This is a genomic window from Micromonospora sp. NPDC005205 (assembly GCF_040608275.1).
Classification (GTDB): Bacteria; Actinomycetota; Actinomycetes; order Mycobacteriales; family Micromonosporaceae; genus Micromonospora.
This window is the reverse complement of sequence record NZ_JBEXHV010000015.1, coordinates 1-19,495: the sequence shown is the minus strand read 5'-3', so window position 1 is coordinate 19,495 and position 19,495 is coordinate 1. Positions and strand designations below refer to the sequence as shown.

The following is a 19,495-nucleotide window of genomic DNA, read 5'->3' as shown; positions in this document are numbered from 1 at the left end:
GCTAGCGGTCGCGGTCGCTCAGACCCGCGCGGTGTCCCGGCGGAACAGCCGGGCCGCGCCGACACCGAAGAGCAACGCCCAGACGACGAGGTTCGCCACCGCCGCAATGCTCACCCCGTCGCCGGTCAGCGGGGCACGGGCCAGCACGCCCATGCCGTACACCGGGGTGAACTTCGCGACCTGCTGGAGCACGTCTGGCAGCACCTCGACCGGGACGAACAGCCCGCCGAACATGGCCAGCACCGCCAGCACGGGGCCGATGATCTGCATGACGTTCTCGGCCGGCGCCAGGTAGCCGATGAACAGACCGAACGCGGCGAAGACCAGCGAACCGACCCAGGCGGCGAGCCCGGACAGCAGCCAGACGTACGCCGGGACGCGGACGCCGGCCACGGCACCCACCAGGAACTCGACGACCACCGCGAGCAGGCCGAGGCTCATCGCGGTGATGAGCTTGGTCGCCACGTACGCCGCCGGGCGCAGCGGGGTGAGCCGCAGTTGCCGGCTCCAGCCCAGGGCCCGCTCGGTGGCCACCGCGCCACCGACGCTGGTGGTGGCCACCATGGCCGCGTAGACGGCCAGGCTGATCATGACGTACGCCGTCACCGGCCGACCGTTGTCCAGTGACTGCCCGCCCTGCGGCAGGCCGAAGATGAGGAAGAAGACGCCGGGCATGATCAGCGTGAAGGCGAGGGTGCGGCGGTTGCGCAGCACCCGGCGCAGCTCGATGCCCAGGGCGCCGGGAGCGAACCCGCCCAGGGCGGGCAGCCGACGGTCCGGCTCGGTGACAGCGGCGCGGGTGGGGGTGGGGGTGGTCATCTCAGGCTCCGGTCTGCGCTGTGGTCAGGGCGAGGAACGCGTCCTCGAGGTTGCGGGAGGTGATCTCGACGTCCCGGGCGGCGGTCCGGGTCAGCAGGTGCCGGGCGACGGCATCCGAGTCGCCGGTCCGCACCAGCACGCTGTCGCCGCGCACCTCGACGGCGTCCACGCCGGGCAGCGCGGCGAGCGCGGCCTGGTCGGCACCGGGCAGGGTGGCCCGCACGGTACGGCCGGCGGCCAGGTTCTTGATCTCTGCGGTGGTGCCGTCGGCGACGATGCGTCCCTGCCGGACCAGCACGATCCGGTCGGCGTACGCGTCCGCCTCGTCGAGGTAGTGGGTGGCGAAGATGACTGTCCGTCCGCGCCGGGCGTCACGGCGCAGCGCCTGCCAGAAGTCCCGCCGACCCTCGACGTCCATGCCGGTGGTCGGCTCGTCGAGCACCATCAGGTCCGGGTCGGGCAGCAGGGCCAGCGCGAAGCGCAACCGCTGCTGCTGACCACCCGAGCAGCGCCCGACCACCCGGTCGGCGATGTCGGTGATACCGGCCCGCTCCAGCACCTCCGCCGCCGGGCGGGTGTGCCGGTAGAAGTGCGCGGTCATCCGCACCTTCTCGCCCACGGTGAGGTCCTTGAGCAGCCCACCGGTCTGGAGTACGGCGGCGACGCGACCTCGGGCCACCGCGTCGTCAGGGGTGCCACCGAGGATGCGGACGGTGCCAGTGTCCGGGCGGGACAGCCCGAGCAGCATGTCGATGGTGGTGGTCTTGCCCGCGCCGTTCGGGCCGAGGAACGCCACCACCTCGCCGGGCTGCACCCGAAGGCTCAACCCGTCGACAGCGGTGACCGCGCCGAAGCTCTTGGTGAGGCCGTCCAACTCGACAGCCGGATGGGTACTGGTCATGCCAGTCATGCTCCGGCGGCGCGTACCCCGATGCCCGGAGCGGTCGTCACGCTCCGACCGTGACATTTGTCAGGGGCCCGTTGCCCCGGAGGGTTTCCACGCCCGGCAGCGGGTAACCGCCGGGCCGAAGCCGCGACACCGGGAGGACGCGATGGGTGCCACGCCGCAGGGTCAGGTCGACACGATCGTGCTGATCCACGGGCTCTGGATGACGCCGCGCAGCTGGGAGGGGTGGGCCCAGCGGTACACCGAACGCGGCATGCACGTCATCGCCCCAGCCTGGCCCGGCATGGACCGGTCCGTGGAGCAGTTGCGCGACGACCCCGGCCCCATCGCCGAGCAGAGCATGGCCACCATCGTCGCGCACTACGACAAGATCATCCGGGCGCTGCCCCGACCGCCGATCATCATGGGGCACTCGTTCGGCGGCCTGTTCGCCCAGGTCCTCGCCGACCGGGGTCTCGGCGCGGCAGTGGTGGGGGTGCATCCCGCGGCGATCAAGGGGGTGCTCAAGGTGCCGCTGAGTCAGCTCCGCTCGGGCTTCCCGATCCTGCGCAGCCCCGCCAACCGCAGCAAGGCCGTCCCGTTCACCCCTGACGACTTCGCCTACACCTTCGGCAACACGATGAACCGCGAGGAGTCCGACCGGGCCTGGCAGCGCTACGCCGTCCCGGGCGCCGGCCGGGTCTTCTTCGAGGGTGCCTTCGCCAACGTCGACCCGCGCTCACCCGCCCGGGTCGACGTCGGGCGCAACGACCGGGCACCGCTGCTGCTGATGGCCGGCGAGGCCGACCATGTGGTGCCGGCGTCGGTGGTCCGCGCCAACGCCGGGCTCTACCAGAAGTCCCGGGCCCTCACCGCGTACGAGCAGTTCCCCGGCCGATCGCACTTCACCGTCGGACAACCCGGCTGGGAGCCGATCGCCGACTACGCGCTGGACTGGGCGCTGCGCGCGGCGGCCCTGCCCCGCGAGGCGACAATCGCCAGCGAAACCCCCCGCCGCTGACCCCGCCCATTGCCGACACTCACTGAGGAACCAGTGCAGCCACTGCTAGACGATGACGAACCGCACGGGCTCGTCCAGCACCACGGCAGCCCCGTCCAGGTCAGCCAGGCGCGCAGCCAGCGTGGCCGCGGCCAACCGCTTCGGCAGGGCCGCGCCGAACTTGAGACCGTCTACGGCCTTGTCGTTGACCTCGGGCAGGCACAGTCGGGTGGCAGCGTCCGCGGTGAGTGCCCGCCAGCTCGCAGGTGTGACGTCTTCCCGTAGTCGAATGCTGTTGCCGTCGAACCGCTCCACCGGATCGACGACTTCGCCCAGCGTGGCGGTCAACGTGGCGTTCGTCCGGAAACCCGCCCAGGTCCACCAGCGCAGGTCACCGCCGCTCTCGCGGACAATGACAGTGCCACCGGGATGCACCAGGTGCAGTTTCTCCTCGCGCTCCCGCGCCAGGCGAGTCACCGCACGACGGGTGAGGGTGACCGGAGGCTCCGCTCCCAGCAGCACCTCACGCATCGCCCGGGTGATCTCGTGACTGCGGTACGCCCACCCGGTGCCCGTCCAACGGGCACGTCCGCCGCCGTCGGCAGGTTCGACGAAACACCGCCGACGGCGCCAGTCGATGTAGGTAACGCGCCAACTCCGGCCGCTCAACAGCAGGCGGCGTTCGCCCCGGACCTCCTCGGTGAGCAGGCTGGGATCGATCCGACCCAGCTCGCTACGGCCCAGCAGGACGGTGAACTCGGGCGGCCCGGTGAATACGGCCGTCATCTCCATGAAGTGGCGACGGCCGAACCGCTCCTCGGCGGTGGGACCGATGAAGAGCATGCCCTCGTCCTGCTCCAGATAGCCGTGCTCGACGAGGTGTCGAACGATCGGTCGGGCGTTCTTCTCAAAGGGCGGCAGCTCATTCCATGCCTGGATCCAGGTCTCCGCACCTATCCGATGCTCCTGAAGGCAGAGCGCGAGCACCTGTTGCGCGACGATGTGCCGAGGTTCCGGCGGTGCGGTGACCGGCTCCACCCAACCTCGTGACCAGAGCAGGAGCAGCGCGGCCGCCTCCACGAGCGGCTGGCCACCGAGCGTCAGGAACAGGCAGTTCCGGCTGCTTCCCGGACGGCGACCGGTGCGCCCGAGCCGCTGCAGGAAGGACGCTACGGTGGCTGGCGCGTCGATCTGGATCACGCGGTCCAGGTCGCCAACGTCGATGCCGAGTTCGAGTGTGCTGGTGGAAACGATGACGCAGTCTCGTGACTCACCAAACGCCTGTTCCGCGCGGCGCCGCTCGTCCACGGACAGCGACGCATGCGACAGGAAGGTGGTAACGCCCTGCTCCCGTAGCAGTTGTCCGAGCTCCTCGACTGTCTGCCGGGATTCGCAGAAGACCAGCCGCTTTTCGCCCGGATGCAGGGCGGCGATCACGGCCGCGGCGTTGGTGAGCGAGCCGACATAGTCCAGCTCGATCTCGCCCGCTGGTACGCCACCCGCGATATGGACCGCCTCGGGTGCGACGACCTGGGCCGGCCGGCTACCCGCGCCGGAGCCCTGGAGCCAGGTGAGCAGATGGTCGGGGTTCCCGACGGTGGCGGATAGGCCGATCCGCTGCAGGGGCCGACCAGCCACCCGGGCCAACCGTTCCAAGACGGCGAGCAGGTGCCAACCTCGGTCATCTCCCGCAAAGGCGTGCACCTCGTCAATGACCACCGCTTGCAGACCGGCGAAGAACTGGCGGTGGTCGACGTTGGCGCTGACCAGCATGGCTTCCAGTGACTCAGGTGTGGTCAGCAGGATGTCCGGCCGCTCGAAGAGCACGGCCCGCCGCCGCGAGGCGCCGATGTCCCCGTGCCAGAGGGCCACCCGCCGCCCGAGCCAACCGGCGTACTGCTCCAGCCGAGGCTCCAGGTTGTTGAGCAGCGCCTTCAGCGGGGCGAGGTAGAGCACTGACGTACCGGTCCAGGGGTGCGCGGCCATCCGGGACAGCAGCGGGAACAGCGCGGCCTCCGTCTTGCCGCCCGCCGTCGGGGCGAGCAGGAGCGCATCCAGACCGCCCTGCACCGGGGCGATCGCAGCGCGCTGCAATGGACGCAGGTCTCGCCAACCCAGGGTGTTGACCACGTGGTGCACCACGACCGGGTCAAGGTCTGGCAACACGTCAGAGCGTCAGTTCGATGTCGTCGGCGCGAGCGGCGGCGTTGCGTTCGACCTCGGTCAGTTCGTCGGCCCGCAGGGTGAGTGCGTAGTGTCGCCGCGGCTCCCAGTCGGCGAACTGGTCCACCCGGTCAAAGACGTCCGCCACGAGCTTCTTGAGGTAGACGCGGGGTGCCACCCCGACCTGACCGCCGAGCGCGCCGGTGACGGCACGGGCCAGTGTGGCGAGGTAGTCGTCGTCCACCCGAGCGTCGACCTGTGCGCTGGCGTAGATGTCTCGGACCCGGCTGCCGAGTTCCACCAGGGCGTCGACAGTGAACCCGGATAGCCGCAGTTGGGTGGCGCGGGGGTTGTCCCAACGCGGGTCGGGGCCGAGGTCGGTGGCGAGACGTTGCGCGAGCGGCGCGAGCCGCTGGACGCCCTGCGGGCCGTCGAAGAACGCGGGCGTCCCGGTGATCACGAGCATGAGTCCCGGAAACCGGTCCGCGTGAACCTCGTCGATGAGCTGCCGGAGAGCGTTCAGTGCCTTGTCCCGGGCGTCGGAGCGCACCCGTTGCAGAGTCTCGACCTCGTCCAGCACCAGTAGCAGCCCCTGGTGGCCGCTGTCGCGCAGAACGGTGAGGAGCCCCTGGAGGAAGCTCAGCGCGCCGTAGTGGTCAAGGTCGCCCTTGACCCCAGCTGCCCGCCGCGCGGACGCGGCGACGTGCGGCTGCCCACCCAGCCAGGCTGCCAATCCGTCGGCGGTGAGGTGGTCACCGCTGGCACTGGCGGCTCGGTAACCGCGCAGGGCTGCGGCGAAGCCCGGGGTGCTCCGCGAGATGTCGCCCAGCCGGCGTTCCAGCAGCTCGCCGACGGCTCGGTCCAGCGCCTCGGCATCGTCCTCGGTGACCGCGCCGCCGGCGAGGACGTCCTCTTCGAGCGCAAAAATCCAGCCATCGAGTACGGGTCGGAAGGCGCTTGGGGCGAACTGCTCGGTGCTGAGGTGTTCGACCAGCCGCCGGTAGACGGTCTCCATCCGGTGCAGTGGTGTTTCCAGCTCGGAGATCTGCACTTCTGCAGCGGCGAAGCCCCGTCGCTTGGCGCGTTCGGCCAGCCACCGCGTGAAAAACGTCTTGCCGGCCCCGTATTCGCCGCGCACGGCCTTGAAGACGCTCCCGCCGCCGGCGACCCGTTCCAGGTCGTCGTCCAGCGCGGTGGTGAACCGGTCCAGCCCGACCGCGAGTGCGTCCAGTCCGTTGCTCGGGACTACCCCGCGGCGCAGCGCGTCGACGATGTCCCGGCGCCGGCGGGCCGACAATTCCACGGTCACCGCGGCTCCAGCTCGAACTGCTCGATCAGCAACGCGCGGTTGAGGTGAACGGTACGGCCGTCCGCGTCGAGGGTAAGCACGGGATATCCCTCGACCTGAAGGAGCCGACGCAACGCCGTGATCGTGCCATTGATCCGGTGCGCCGGTACGCCGGACCGCGCGGCGAGGGTGTCGAGGGTCGCCCGGTCACCGCCGGCGATCAGCGTGTTCAGCAGCGCGGCGACCCGTTCGTCGGCCAGGGGCAGCCGGGGGTCGCGCCGTTGGGCGTAGCGCTCGCTGGAGAGCAGGGCCGCCACCGCGTCGGGCGCGGTGGGTACGGGCTGCGGTGCGGCAGCCGGCGCGACGACGGCCGGCGTCAGGTCGAACAGACCGTCGGTCTGGTGCTCGACGGATTTGCGCGGGCGCCGCCGGGTTGCCGGCGGGGGTTCAGCCGGCAGGGATGTGCTCTCCGTCAGCGGTTCCCGCCACCAGTCCGGGCTGGCCACCGGCGCACCGGCCCAGCCGGGCACGGCGGAGTCGTCACCGGCGATGAGCACGAGCAGCGGGATGACGGCTTCCGCCGGCGCTGCGCCGCCGTGGTAGCCCGCCTTGCGCGGCCCGTACCGAACCTCTTCTCGCCAGGGCAGGACGACGGATCCGCCGCCGAGCGCTACCCGGCTGCCGGCGACGGCCACCTCGGCGTCGCTGGGCGGATCGGTGGGCGGTCGCCACCGGTTCTCGTTGCTGGCGCTGGGCAGGGTGACCGACTCGGGGCCTCGGTCGACGACGTGGCCATGGTCGGAGACGATGACGACCACCCGGTCCGGGTCGCTCGCGGACGTCAGCAGGTCGGCGACGGCGGTGATGGTGTCGTCGCCCCAGACGGTGGTACCCGGGTCGCTGCGGTCCAGCGCGTCGTCGATCGTGTTGACAACGGCGGCGACCAGGCGGATCGACTTGTCGTCGAGGGCGGCGAGCACGTCCGGGTCGAGGGCCGCTCCGGCTCCGGCTCGCAGCGCAGACTTGTGCAGCAGCCGTCCGGCGGCGAACCGTTGCCGGAACGCCTTCCGCTCGGCCTGCTGGCCGCCGGCAGCGATGCGCCCGCTCAGCAGACTGCACCGGCTGGCCTCAGTGACGGTGGGCAAAGCCGCCAGCACGCCCGTGCGGGGGCCGCCGTCGGGGGTGAGTTCCACCCAGGCGCCGGTCCGGGTGACGGACTCGGCCAGCTCGGTCGCGGCGGCGACACCCATGCCGTCCATGACGAGCAGCAGCACCCGGCGACCGGTGTCGAGGATCGGCTGGACCACCCGGTCGAGCACGTCTTCGACGCGCAGTAGCGCACCGGGCTCCGTCTCGGCGCTGGTGGCGGCGGCGAGCAGCGTGGCGAACTGCTGGTCGTGGCGAGAGCGGCGGGCGTCGACAGCCCGGTGCAGCAGTCGGTACGCCTCGGCGACCTGCGCGTCGGGGTCCCCGGCGAAGACGTCGAGCCGGGCCCTGTCGACCCAGCCGTCCTGCCGGACCTGCCGGTGCAACGCGTCGAGCAGCGTGGCCGGTGGCGGGCCGTCGGTGGTGTGCAGCCAGCGCAGCAGGCGGACAGCCATCCGGGCGGTCTCGACGCGCCGCGGCTCGGCGGCCCGGTGCTCCTCCATCCTGGCGAGGGCCCACTGTGCCCGTGCCACCGCCGCCGAAAATGCCGACCCACCGGCCGGCACTGCGAGTCGTACGGCGTCGGCGAAGGCCCGCAGTCGCTGAACGAACCCGCTGGGCAGGACTGTCGAGGCGCTGAGCAGTGCGGTGATCTCGACCTCAGCGGCGATCGCCTCGGCCCGACGCAGCAGCCGCATCGCCTCGTCCCGGCCGTTGTCGCCCGACTCGAGCGTCCGGTAGACCCACGCCTCGGCCGCCTGGTGCAGCGACTCGGCCTGCTGCGGGCTGGGCCGGAGCCCACCGAATCGGGGCTCCAGTCGGGTACGACCGACAGCAGCCTCCACCTCGGCGGCCCGCTCGCTTCCAGCGGGCCAGAGCAGCCCGGCCAGCAGCCCCAGCGGAATGACGTCGACGCCGTTTCCGGCGCGTACGGCGGCCATCATCGGGACGGCGGCATGGCCGGCGGTCCCGGTCAGGTACGCGGTGATGCCGTCGGCGACGGCCTCCGGCAGCTGGGTGAAGCGCAGTTGCCGCCGGGCGTCGGTGCTCCACTGCACCAGGCCGCTGTCGTCGAGTTCGGCGGGTGGCAGGTCGAGCAGTTCGGAGGTGAGGCTGCGCAGCGCGTGGTCGCGGGTGAGGATCGCGCCGGGCGGGGCGGGCCAGCCGTCGGCTGGAGCGTGGTCGGTGAGCGCGTTGGCGACCCAGCGTCCGACCCGGACCAGGGTGGGGTCGAGGGCGCCCACCCCGCCGAACATCTGCCGGACCAGATCCCACGGGTCGATCTTGCGGACGGTCTGCTTGCTGAGGTGGGCGAGGACCCCGTCGCCCAGTTCGCTGTCGGTCAGCTCGGTCAACAGGACCAGCCGTTCGCCGTCGGCCCGGTCGTGCAGGGCGGCGCGGGCGGCCAGCGGTGTGGGACACGGGACGACCCGGACCCGACAGCCGTTGATGCTGAGCACCGTTTCGGCCGGCCCGTCGGGGCGGGCGGTCAGCGCGATGGCGTCCGCCGGGTCGTCCTCGGCCAGCCACGCCTCGACCTTGCGCCGGATCGCGTCGGGCGGGGCCACACCGACTGGCACGCTCACGATGTCACCTCATTACGACCGGCCGCGGATCCCGCCGCGCCGGCTCGCCGGTCTGCGAGGCGGCCGGCCGCCGAGCCGGTCACCGGATCTCCCAGGTGACAGTGACCCGCCGCCCGGCGGTGACCTCGGCCGCGATCTCGGCAGCGACCTTTTCCCAGGTGGCCGCATCGGCGACCTCGCGACGCTGATGGGCGACCGCGATCAGCCGATCGCCACCGGCCACCGCGACCGGCCCAGCCCCACCGGTCCCCTCGATCTCAGCCGCACGGCCCGGCCCGCCATCGCCACCATTCGCGGGCACCACCCCGACAGGGCCGGACTCACGGGGCTGCTGCCCCGGCACCGTGACGGTGGGGATGGTCCCCCCGCCGTTTGGCGTGGTGTCGCGGGGGGTGACGGTGCGATCTTGCGGCGGGTTGGTGGCAAGCAGCGCCGCCGACGCGTCGACTGCCGTCTGGAGGGCGTCCACCAGGTCCTGCCCGTGCTGCTGGTGCCGGGCGACCTCCCGGAGCTGCCCGATGATTGCCTGCGCCTGCTCGTCGTGAGCAGCCCTGGCCGAGATCGCCTGGAGCAGGGACCACTGGTGGCCTCGGGCCATGGCGGTGAGGATGATGCCCGCCTGGCTGAGCAGCTCTCCGACGGCCTGGTCGTCGACGTCACCCAGGTCGGCCCGGGCAACCGTCTCGACCAGCACCACGTCGTCGCGCTCGGTGGCCAGCTCGGTCACGAGTCGGGCCGCGCGGCGTGCGGTGGCGAGCCGGCCCGTCGGGGCCGAGATGTCCAGGCCCAGCACGTCGGCGTGGGCTTCGAGCGCCTGGACGAGGTCGCCCGCCGCTTTCGTGCGCGTACTCGCCGCCGTGCGCAGCGTTCCGGCGAGTTCACCGAGGTTGGCCGGCGTCCGCCAGACGGGCAGCACGCCGCCGAAGATCGCCGAGCCCCGGCGGACCGCATCTGCCCAGGCATGCTCGTCGGGCATCGGTGGGTGGCGCAGCTCCAGCTCGTCGCGCACGAGGGCGAGGTTGCCCACGTCGACCTTGCCGCCGTGCTGGTACCAGGCGAGCTGCTGCTCCAGCCCGAAAACGACGATGATCAGGTTTTGCAGCTCCCGGTCGAAGCCGAACGCGGCGGGCTCGTCGATGAGCCGGCGCAGCACGTGCACCGGGAAGTGGTCGGTGTAGCCCTCGTTGGCGGCGGCCTGAAGCAGGTGTTGACTCCACCGGCAGGTGCTCGTGTTGAGCACGTAGCGGCCCTCGATCAGCTCACCGAGGCGCAGGTTGTTGCAGACGCGCCGGAGGATGCGCTGGTCGACCGGGTTGGGCACGCTGACGCCGCGGGCAGGGTCGGCGGCGGCCAGCCGGGCGTACTCCAGGATCTTGGTCATCTCGCTGCGGGTGACGGGCTTTTCGTCGTCCGGCATGGCCGGACGGCCCGGGTAGGACCAGGCGAGGAGTTCGCCGGTGAGGTTGGCGAACGCTTCGGCGAGGGTGCCGCCTCGGGGGTCGCCGACGTGCAGGCCCTCGGCGAGGGTGTGGAACACGCCGATGGTGTCGTCCTGCACGTCGGAGCCGCGCGACGTCGCCGACCCGTACGCCTGCATCATGGCGCTGATCAGCGTGCCGCGCAGCTGGGTCTGGCGCTGCTGGAGGTAGACCCGGCCCTGCTGCCGGTCGGCGAGGGGCCAGTCGGCGGCCAGCGAGTTGAGCCGGTCGCCGGTGCCGTTGCCCAGCAGGTAATTGATCCTGGCGAGCTGGCCAACCTTGCCCATCAGCTCGTCAGTCAGGAAGTAGGGCAGCCAGAAGACGGTCCGGGAGCCACGTTCCAGGCGTTCGATCCGGGCGCGGTCGGCGACGCGCTCGTAGCCCTGGGGGTCGAACGGGTAGTCGATGATGACGCGCCACGCCTCGCCGGTGGCGATCAGCGCGGAGACCGGCATGGTGTCGGGGTCGCGGACGTTGCCGAACTTGACCTGGACGGTGTGCCGCCGGCCACGCCAGTCGCGGGAGTGCAGCAGCTCACCGAGCTGCCCCTCGGCGCCGGCGATGCCCATCTCCGCGGTGACCAGTTCCCGGATGAGCTGCTGCCGGACGCCGGTGGTGGTGGCCTCGTCCTCGGGGACCAGGTCGAGCAGCTTGTCGTAGTCGACGGTGTGCAGCTTGAGGCTGACCACCGGGTCGGGGGTCTTGGTGAGGTGCAGCTCGCCGGCGCCGTCGGCGACCCGGTTGAGCCGGTTGAGCACGATCTGCCGCTCGTAGCCGGGGATCGGCGAGGTGATCGAGCCGAAGTTCAGCGCGTGCAGCTTGGCGGCGGTGAGGTTGTGCAGGGCCGGCACTTCGGGCACCAGCGCGCCGAGCAGCACCGTCTTGACCAGCTTGTCGTCGAGCTGGAACTGCTGGTGGCCGGCCGCCTGCTCCTCGGTGATGCCGTTGAGGTTGAGCAGGATGGGGCGCAGCTTCTGGGTGTAGAGGGTGCGGGCGGCCTGGAAGAGCTGCTTGAGCTTGGGCCGGTCGGGCAGCTCGCCGTGCAGCACCAGGGGGTCGAAGAGGGCGGCCACCCCGATCAGGTCGTTGACCCGCAGGGTGTCCCGGCGGTCGACGAGCAGCTCGGTCATCACCTTCAACGCGGTGCGCTCGCGCTGCAACGCCTGGGAGAGGGCGACCAGGGTGGCGACCAGCGCGGGCGAGAACGGGTAGAGCTTGCGGAAGGCGGCGGCGTCGGAGCCGATTCCGGCGTCGCCGTACTGGGCGCCGAGCAGCAGGGCGTCCCAGACCTCCCGGTTGCCCTTCACGGCGGCGAAGGCGTTGTCGATGACCGCCCGGCCCTCGTCGGTGAGCGGCTTGAGTAGCCGCTTCTCGGTGATCTCGGGCAGGTTGGTGTCGGCGAGGACGATCTCACCGAAGCGGCCCTGGACGCTGCGCATGACGTGCGCGAGGGCTTCCCGCTCGGTGCCGCCGACCTGGGGGCCGAGGAAGTCCTCCAGGTTGCGCTGCCGGGCGACGAACGAGATCAGCGGCAGCGGCCGGGTGGCGTCGGCCGACTCGACGAGCTTGTTGAGCTTGGCACCCTCCGTGTTGACGAAGGTGTGGTCGCTGATCTTGGTGGAGAGCCAGAGGATCAGCTCGTCGAGGAAGAGCACCAGCGCGTCGTACCCGAGAGCCTTGGCGTGCCGGGTGATCACTGCGAGGCCGGTGTCCAGGTCGAGGTACTCCCCGCTGCGGACCGCACCGGTGAAGAACGTGCTGGTCAGCGCGCTAACCAGCCGGTCCCGCTGCTCGGTGCCGGGCGCCGCCGCCGCAGCGGCGGCGTAGCTCTGCGGGGTCCAGCCGTCGGCTTGGGCGCGCAGCGCGGCGAGTGAGAGGCCGCCGCCGGCCGCGGGTGCGCCGCCACCGTCGCGCAGCGCCGCGAAGAAGGCGTCGTCGCCCATCCGCTCGCGCAGCCGTGCGGCGTCGTCGAGCATCGCGTCCGACCGGTGTACGGCGGGGACGGGCGCCTCCGGGTGCAGCGCGGTGATCTGGTTGAGGTAGCCCTCCAGGACGGCCTGCTCGACGGAGCGCGCGTCGAGCATGTGGAAGGTGAGGGTGAGCAGCTTGCGGTCGCGCAGCCAGGGGTCGGCGGCGAGGACCGGCTCGGCCAGGCCGCGCACCTCGCGGGCGGCGGGGTTGTGCTGGAGGACTTCCCGCAGCACCGCCATGAAGTGCGACTTGCCGGAGCCGAACGAGCCGTGCAGGAACATCGCCTGGGAGCGGCCGGTGGTGACGGCGTGGCCGATTCGGCGCAGCGCCTCGGCGAAGTTGTCCCGGAGCTGGTCGGTGACCACGTAGCGGCGCAGGTCGGCGCCCTCGGCGGCGCGGACGACGAAGTCACCGTCGCCGACCGAGGTCGGAATTTCGATCACGTCCCGTAGCAGGGTCATCACCGCTCCTCGCACTTGCGCCCCGTGAGGCCGGCGTCACCGGCAACCCGCCGATCCTAAGGTGTCATCGCCGCAGGTCCCAGCCCGCCGGTCCGGCGCTCAGGAGATCCGTCCCGCCGCGCTCATCGCCGCCGGAAACGCCGGGAACACCCGCCGTCGTGGTCGGGCCGGAGCAGGCAGCGTCGGCCGCCCGGCAAGAGCCGGTCGCAGAAGACCCAGTGGCGTACGTTCTGCGCGTCCTCGGCCGACACGGTGGTGCCGCCCGGGTCGGTCTGCGGCAGGACGTGCGTCCAGTGCGCGACCACCCGGGCGAGGCGCTGAGCGGAGACCAGGTCGTTCACGACCACCGGCAGGTGGATGACCCAACGCTCGGTCACCGGTCGTACCCCCGCTCGTTGCGGGCGCGGGCCTGCTGGGACTGCCAGCGGCGCAGCGCGTCCTTGACCCGGTCGGTCTCCCGGCGACTCTGCGCGAGCGCGTCGTAGACCACGGCCAGGTCACCGGCGACCCGATCGAGGAACTTCCGCACCTCCTGCGGATCGAGCCCGCGACGGCCGAGCGGAGTCGGCCGGAAACCCCGCTCGCGCACCTGCCAGGGCCGCAGCGGATGGTAGACCACCGAGCGGTAGCAGGTCGGCCCGCTGACCGACCGTTGGCGACTCCGGGCACGCCGGAAGAAGACGCGCATGACAGGACCTGCCTCTCACCGTCGAGATTGACCCGTGGATGGGGTGAGCCCACCGGCCCACCCCGCACCGGCGGACCCACCCCGGCACTTGCCACCGCAGCCTTCAAATAGCAGTACGACAGCAGGGCACAGATGGCGGCTGAGCAGCGATAGCTCCACAGTGGCCGCCTGGGCAGTCAAGCACCGCCTCGAGTCAGATGCAACGTCTAACAATCGCTGTCTTACATGCTCGGATATCGATAGGACAGCGGAGTGTGACGTGTCTATTGTTTCTGATACATCGGGAGCGTCTAATTGGGCGGACGCGTGTCAACCGCGACCTGAGCATGGAGGCAGGGGTGTCACAGGCCGTAACGGGATCGACCATGCTTCGGCGGCAGCTCGGCAGGAAGCTCGAAGCACTTCGCAAGGCCGCCGGCCTGACGATGGAGAAGGCCGCCGAGGAGCTGGACCGAGCGCGAGCGACCCTCTACCGGATCGAGAGTGGTGCCGAAAACGTCCGCTTCCGCGCGGCGGACGTCAAGGAGATGCTCAAGCTCTACGGCGCTTCGGACGACGACATTGAGTTGGTCCTCGCGATGGCGGCGGCCACCCGCGAGAACAAGAACTGGTGGCACGACTACATCGGCTCCGGCCTGCCCCGCTGGTTCCAGCTCTACATCGGCTTGGAGGCTGCGGCCTCCACCATCCGGCAGTACCAAGCCGAGTTGGTGCCCGGCCTGCTTCAGACACGCGCCTACGCCGAGCAGCTATTCCGAATGCCCGGCGGTGCTATCGAGGCGGAGGACCACGACGGGCAGCAGCGAGCAATCCAGCTCCGGGTGGAGCGGCAGGCACTTCTCACGCGGTTTTCCGCCCCGGAACTCAGAGTAATAATCAACGAAGCAGTCTTGCGTCGTCCGGTCGGCAGCGCCACGATCATGGCCGAGCAGCTACACCAGATCCTGAAGGCGGCGGAGCTACCCAACGTAACCGTGCAGGTGCTGAATTTTTCTGCCGGGCTCCACGCCGGAGCGATGACCGGCCCCTTCTCGATCCTGGGGTTCCCGCGGGACAGCAGTGGCAAGGAGGCGGAACCGCCGGTGACGTACCTGGAGGCCGCGACCGGGGCGATCTACCTGGACAAGCCGCACGAGACTGAGGCCTACAACATGATCTGGGCCGACATGACCAGCCGCGCCCTCAACGAGTCCCAATCGAAGGATCTGATCCAGCAAGTCGCAGAGGAGTACTCCCGTGCCTGACCTGACCGGTGCCGTCTGGCGCAAGTCGACCCGCAGCAACAACGGCGGTGAGTGTGTCGAGGTCGCCGACAACCTTCCCGGCGTCGTCGGGCTGCGCGACAGCAAGGACCCGACCGGCCCGGTGCTGACGTTCGACCCGAGCGTGTGGTCGACCTTCGTCGCCAACGTCAAGCGGGAGACGTTCGGCAACTGACGCCGACTTATTGAGGGGAAGCCGCCTGTCGGCATCCCCTCGCCGTGTTTGCCCAGCCAGCGACGCCAACTCGGCCAGCAGACCGCACGACACTGTTCACTTTGAGCGTGATGACTCTGAGGCATATTGATGCCCGCCTGTCATCACGCTCGTTGGCACCCTCCCTCCCTACTCAACTCCGGCCCTCATTCGCCGCCCTCCGTTCCCCTAATCCGTCGATCATGGAGTTGTGGCGGGCAACGATAGATGGCAAATCGTCAGCTAATAGGCACCACAACTGCACGAACGACCGCAGCGGCGGTGGCAACCGGACGTGGAATGCCTGCGGCCGTGGACGGCCGGCGAACCGACCATGCGCAAGGCACAAAGCTCCTTACCGCGGTGTACGATTCGCGTCCACGCCTAAGTCATGATCCACGGTCGAGGAGAAGCGGTGAGAATCAGCCCATACCAGTGGCCGGAGGATGGCGACGAGCACGACGTACTCGTGGGCATTGCGCCCAAGCGAGTCACCCTTCTCCTTGAGGGTCGGAACGCATGGCACTCGAAGTGGATCCGCAGCTACCAGGGAAGCGCCGCGATGTTCTTGAATCAGGCGTCTGCTCGGGACGCGGCCGAGGAGCGGCGCAAGCAGGGATCAGTCTTCTACGTCTTCGATACACCGGCGCTCCTCCTCTTCGGCGTCTACACCAACTGCATCGTGACTGATTTTCACCAGGACGACCCTTTTAATGGCTTCGTAGGCTTTCGGCAGCCCACCTACGATCCGTGGCTCGGATGGCGGGGAATTCTTCCAGGCGTGAAAATGCAGACCGCTGTCGCTTCAATCGGCCCAGAGCGATCCATGTGGGAGGATCGGTCGCTGAGCCAACACTCCTTCATTCGCGGAAGCGTCAGCGACGGCAGGGAGATCGCCGACCTGGAAGGTGGGCTGGTGAGCGTCTCCTCGTTTTCTCAAGGCGGTGCCTACCGACTCGGTTGGCGCGATCGCGAGCAGCGCTATTCAACGAAAAGCGTAAGCAGAGCCACCGATGTCTGGTTTGAGCACATGCATGCGATTCCAGAAGTACGAAGGCTGATGAGGAGCGTGTGGGAGACATCCGACCACGGGGCCCGTGACCAACCGAAGAGTTCCGTAGAAGATTCACGGCAACTGCTGGCCACGGCCCTCCTGAACCACGCTTCGAACACGTGGAGACCGGATTGATCAATTGCCGGTAGTCGGGTCGTACGAAGGATTGGCGACTGCGGCGATCCGAGGCAACCCGGCTCGGTCGCCACGAAAGCTAGTCAAAAGAACGGCTGCCGTCCTCCTACTGCGGGCCCCGCCGCCTTCGGGCACCCGTCTTCGCGGGCCGTCGGACCAGGCTGCCTTCGTCCTGCGCCTCTCGTAGAACAAGGCGAAAGCCGTTCTCCGTGCTCGGATCGTAATCAACCACCACGCGCTGCTCCGCCAGGTCGCGCAGAAAGGCGTTGACCCGAGTCTCGGCGTGTTCATCGAGCTTCTTGCCGTGACGTCGCCGGCCCTCCTGCCGCAGGCAGTACAGGTAGTAGTTGTTGCGGTGCTCGTGCTTGACTGACCACGGCACCAACTCCTCATCGGAGACAGCACGCACGTCGAGACCATTCTTGCCGCGGAAGTAACTCCATCCGGACGCGCTGATCCTGATGTTGTACTTCCGCTCGTGCTCCGCTGTCATCCAGGCGTACGATCGGCCCTCCTTGATCCAGCGAATGGCCTCATCCGCATTCTGGATCTTGGTTGGTGGTGCCATGCAGGTGCCTTTCGGTGGTAAGGAAAAGCCGCCTGTGCGCACGTTGCGGCCAAGTCGAGCAAGCCCGGATAGTTCACGGCAGCTCGGGCACCCCGCGCAGCAGCGCCAACGCCGAACGGTCGGAGCTGAGCTGGGCCAGCTCGGCGTTGATGAAGTCGGTGAAGAACTCGGCGGGCGACCCGGGGAAGCCGGGCTGCTCACCCGAGTGCCACTGGTGCAGCCACGGCTCAATCTCGACCAGCCCAGCGAGCAGCGGCAGCAGGCGGTGCGCCGGCCACGCCTCCTGCGTCTTCCGGTCAAGGTAGACAGTGGCGAGCGCCTGCGCCTGCTTCAAGTGGTCCCACCCGGCCCAACCGAGCAGCTCACTGCCGTCGCTGTCCCGCCCCCCCTGCGGGTAAGAGATGAACCGCTCCTTCGGCACATCGAGCTTGCCGCGCGCCCGCCAGTACGACGGCCGAAGAAAGTCCGCCGAGGCGTACTTCGGCGGCACCTCGATCGTGACCTTCTCCCCCGCGTCCTCCCGGCGCTGCAACGCCCAGGTCCGCTCCCACTGCGCCCGCTTACGCAGCCCGGCCGGCTTGTAACGCTGCGCCGGCAGGTACGGCACATGCTCGTCGGCGACCAGCACGCCGAGCGTCTTCGTCAGGTCGTAGTTGTCGTGCCCGACCCACAGGTCCAGCACCGCCCGGAAGTCCTGATCGCTGCCGACCCGGTCGGCGAGCTGCGCCACCGACAAAGGCGTCGGCTGCCCACCCCACAGCTCCGGCGCCTCCAACCGGTCGAGCAGCCAGTCCCGCAACGCGGCCGACTGCATCTTCTCCCACCCGTCGGTGGACCAACGCCGCTTGCACTCCGGCCGCTCAATCAGCCCAATGTGCCGGTTCGCTTCGATGGTGGCGATCCGCCGCTCCACGAGGGATCGGTATTCCGCCGGCCAGTGCGGCTGCGGCCGGTCGATCGGCTTCGACCCGTGCCGGTTGAACCACTCGGTCTGCGCCCCACTCGTATGCAGCACGATCTCGAAGGCCCGCTCCCCCAACGCCAACTCGGGCGGGTTGTCACAGGTCAGGTCCTCGTCTATCAGTCCGTAGAGCCGGTAGACCTCCCAGTCCAACTCCTCCTGAAGCGCGATCATCCGCGCCCGCACCGAGTGGTACTCCGCCTCAGCTTCCGCGAGCCGCTGCCGGGTGGGCACCCCCGACGCGGCAACCGCCGCCGGGGTCAAGCTCGCGAGCCGCTGCGCCAGCCCATCCAACTCCCGCACCCGCCCCAACGGGTACGCCCCCGGCAACGGAAACCGCTCGACATTGGATGCGTTGAACGCATACCTTTCGAACCAGGGCTCGGGACTCCACCGATTCCCTCCCCCACTGGAGTTCGCAGTACCACCCTTCGGGAAGCAAGCCTGCTTGAGCCAGAAGCAAGAGGTCGAGCTGTTTAGCAGCCCAAGCAGTCGCAAGTGATCATCCTCGCTCGCCCCTCCTGACAGTTTCATGACTGGTGCAGTACGGTTAAAAATCTTCCCGCCGCGGTCCAACACGAAATGGTTATGTGTCGCTACCTCACCCATCCCGATACCAAGGGGAACAAGGAAGCGCTCCGGGTGCCAGCGGCTCCACTCAAACCAGGTCAGACCAATTTCTTCGTGCGTACCTCCGGGTTCACGCCGACGCCATAGGACACTTGCCGTAAGCCAGAGGATCCGCCGGGTCGCTTCGTCCCGCAGCGACGGGCGAAGGTCTGCATCATACGGGAATAGCGCCTCGGTTTCCGGCGCAATAACCCAATCCCGAACAGCTTCGCCCGCAACGAGCGAAACAACCGATGAATGCTCGACGCCATAGCGCTGCCAACTTCCATTGGGGGCAAAATAGCTATCATCCATACCGGTATGCGTTACTCGCCCAATTGCCGTGACAACGTCTCCAACTTTCGCTCGCCCAGCGCTTTCAATTCGCTCCAATAGACCCGTAGCACCACCGCCGCTGAGACTCCACGGATGGCTAGCAAATTGGGTGCGGAGTGAATCAGCAACGCTAACCCAGTCCGACTCGGACCCCGATTGCTGCACTTGGTTGACGATCGCCTGCCAGACCGTGCCGCTTGCAGGATTGGCTGGGGTGGACGATTCTCCCTTAATGCCGAAGACCGTGCGCAGGCTGGGTGAGCGGCGACGCTTGTTGGCGCGACCAACCAGAATCACGGTCGGCGTACCGTGACCGGGGACGTATGCACCGGAGGTATCTATGACCTCGGTCAGTTCGACCTCGTGCGCGAAGTAGTCGTTGATAAGCTTTTTGCCAAACTCGCGCTTCATGAAGGCATTTCCGGTGATCTGGCCGACATGCCCAGCTACCTCGCCATGCTCGTCGGACCGCTTGGCGAGGTCGAAGAAGCGCTTGGCGAACGGCACGGTCAGCGCATACTGGCGGTGGCAGACTGTCGGGTAGATGTCACGGTAAAGTTTGTTACGGGCCGGGTCGGCCACGGTTATGTAGGGCGGGTTGCCAACCACCACCGTGTACTGATTCTCGGCCAGGTAGTCCTTGAGCAGGTCGGCGTCCTCGCTCTCGTACGCGAAGACCTGCCGCCCCTCGGACGCGGCGAAGAGGTCGCCCTGCGCACGGGAACGGAACGCGCCCCAGGGCAGCAGCGAGTCGCCGGTCGCCACCCGGACCGGGAATGCCGGCGTCCGCTCCAGCTTGGTCAGTCCGCACACCTTCATCGCAGCGATCAGCAGCCGAAAGCGGGCGATCGCCACCGCGAACGGGTTGATGTCGACCCCGGTCACCTGCCC

At 69.2% G+C, this 19,495-nt stretch carries 14 protein-coding genes; 4 read left to right on the top strand and 10 right to left on the bottom strand.

Annotated features, from left to right (window positions below; all coding sequences use genetic code 11):
• Window positions 1–18: 18 nt before the first annotated feature.
• Complete coding sequence (locus tag ABZU43_RS24305; RefSeq protein WP_355008786.1) at window positions 19–819, bottom strand: ABC transporter permease; 801 nt, start codon at window positions 817–819, stop codon at window positions 19–21.
• Between the two features lies 1 nt (window position 820).
• Entirely contained in the window at window positions 821–1,720 is a 900-nt protein-coding gene (locus ABZU43_RS24300) for an ABC transporter ATP-binding protein (RefSeq protein WP_355008785.1), read from the bottom strand.
• 151 nt (window positions 1,721–1,871) lie between these two features.
• On the opposite strand from ABZU43_RS24300, the gene ABZU43_RS24295 reads away from it, so the two are divergent.
• A complete protein-coding gene (locus ABZU43_RS24295) occupies window positions 1,872–2,726 on the top strand; it encodes an alpha/beta fold hydrolase (RefSeq protein WP_355008784.1) in 855 nt (284 codons plus the stop codon).
• Between the two features lie 45 nt (window positions 2,727–2,771).
• Here the strand turns inward: ABZU43_RS24295 and ABZU43_RS24290 are convergent, their stop codons facing one another.
• From ABZU43_RS24290 to ABZU43_RS24265, 6 genes are all read right to left on the bottom strand, one after another.
• Window positions 2,772–4,871: a DEAD/DEAH box helicase gene (locus ABZU43_RS24290; protein ID WP_355008783.1), complete on the bottom strand. Its 2,100-nt coding sequence runs from the start codon at window positions 4,869–4,871 to the stop codon at window positions 2,772–2,774.
• 1 nt (window position 4,872) lies between these two features.
• The gene (brxD, locus tag ABZU43_RS24285) at window positions 4,873–6,177 is read right to left on the bottom strand and encodes a BREX system ATP-binding protein BrxD (protein WP_355008782.1); all 1,305 of its coding nucleotides are present in this window, start codon (window positions 6,175–6,177) and stop codon (window positions 4,873–4,875) included.
• Complete coding sequence (pglZ, locus tag ABZU43_RS24280; RefSeq protein ID WP_355008781.1) at window positions 6,174–8,888, bottom strand: BREX-2 system phosphatase PglZ; 2,715 nt, start codon at window positions 8,886–8,888, stop codon at window positions 6,174–6,176. The genes brxD and pglZ overlap by 4 nt, the downstream gene beginning before the upstream one ends.
• Window positions 8,889–8,967: 79 nt before the next feature.
• Window positions 8,968–12,798: a phage resistance protein gene (locus ABZU43_RS24275; RefSeq protein WP_355008780.1), complete on the bottom strand. Its 3,831-nt coding sequence runs from the start codon at window positions 12,796–12,798 to the stop codon at window positions 8,968–8,970.
• A 122-nt stretch (window positions 12,799–12,920) separates the two neighbouring features.
• Window positions 12,921–13,175, bottom strand: a complete 255-nt coding sequence (locus ABZU43_RS24270) for a hypothetical protein (protein ID WP_355008779.1) — start codon at window positions 13,173–13,175, stop codon at window positions 12,921–12,923.
• Window positions 13,172–13,486: a DivIVA domain-containing protein gene (locus tag ABZU43_RS24265; RefSeq protein WP_355008778.1), complete on the bottom strand. Its 315-nt coding sequence runs from the start codon at window positions 13,484–13,486 to the stop codon at window positions 13,172–13,174. The genes ABZU43_RS24270 and ABZU43_RS24265 overlap by 4 nt, the downstream gene beginning before the upstream one ends.
• Window positions 13,487–13,851: 365 nt before the next feature.
• On the opposite strand from ABZU43_RS24265, the gene ABZU43_RS24260 reads away from it, so the two are divergent.
• The 3 genes from ABZU43_RS24260 to ABZU43_RS24250 all read left to right on the top strand — a co-directional run bounded on the left by ABZU43_RS24260 (window position 13,852) and on the right by ABZU43_RS24250 (window position 16,130).
• The gene (locus tag ABZU43_RS24260; RefSeq protein ID WP_355008889.1) at window positions 13,852–14,730 is read left to right on the top strand and encodes a helix-turn-helix transcriptional regulator; all 879 of its coding nucleotides are present in this window, start codon (window positions 13,852–13,854) and stop codon (window positions 14,728–14,730) included.
• Window positions 14,723–14,923: a DUF397 domain-containing protein gene (locus ABZU43_RS24255; protein WP_355008777.1), complete on the top strand. Its 201-nt coding sequence runs from the start codon at window positions 14,723–14,725 to the stop codon at window positions 14,921–14,923. The genes ABZU43_RS24260 and ABZU43_RS24255 overlap by 8 nt, the downstream gene beginning before the upstream one ends.
• Before the next feature lie 433 nt (window positions 14,924–15,356).
• Window positions 15,357–16,130 (top strand): hypothetical protein, encoded by a 774-nt coding sequence (locus ABZU43_RS24250; protein ID WP_355008776.1) that lies wholly within the window; start codon window positions 15,357–15,359, stop codon window positions 16,128–16,130.
• Between the two features lie 106 nt (window positions 16,131–16,236).
• On the opposite strand, the gene ABZU43_RS24245 is transcribed toward ABZU43_RS24250, so the two are convergent.
• Both ABZU43_RS24245 and pglX read right to left on the bottom strand, forming a co-directional pair.
• Window positions 16,237–16,698 carry a hypothetical protein gene (locus tag ABZU43_RS24245; RefSeq protein ID WP_355008775.1) on the bottom strand — a complete coding sequence of 154 codons (462 nt, stop codon included), beginning with the start codon at window positions 16,696–16,698 and terminating at the stop codon, window positions 16,237–16,239.
• Window positions 16,699–16,771: 73 nt separating this feature from the next.
• A partial coding sequence (gene pglX / locus ABZU43_RS24240; protein WP_355008774.1) for a BREX-2 system adenine-specific DNA-methyltransferase PglX occupies window positions 16,772–19,495 on the bottom strand: 2,724 nt, incomplete at its 5' end.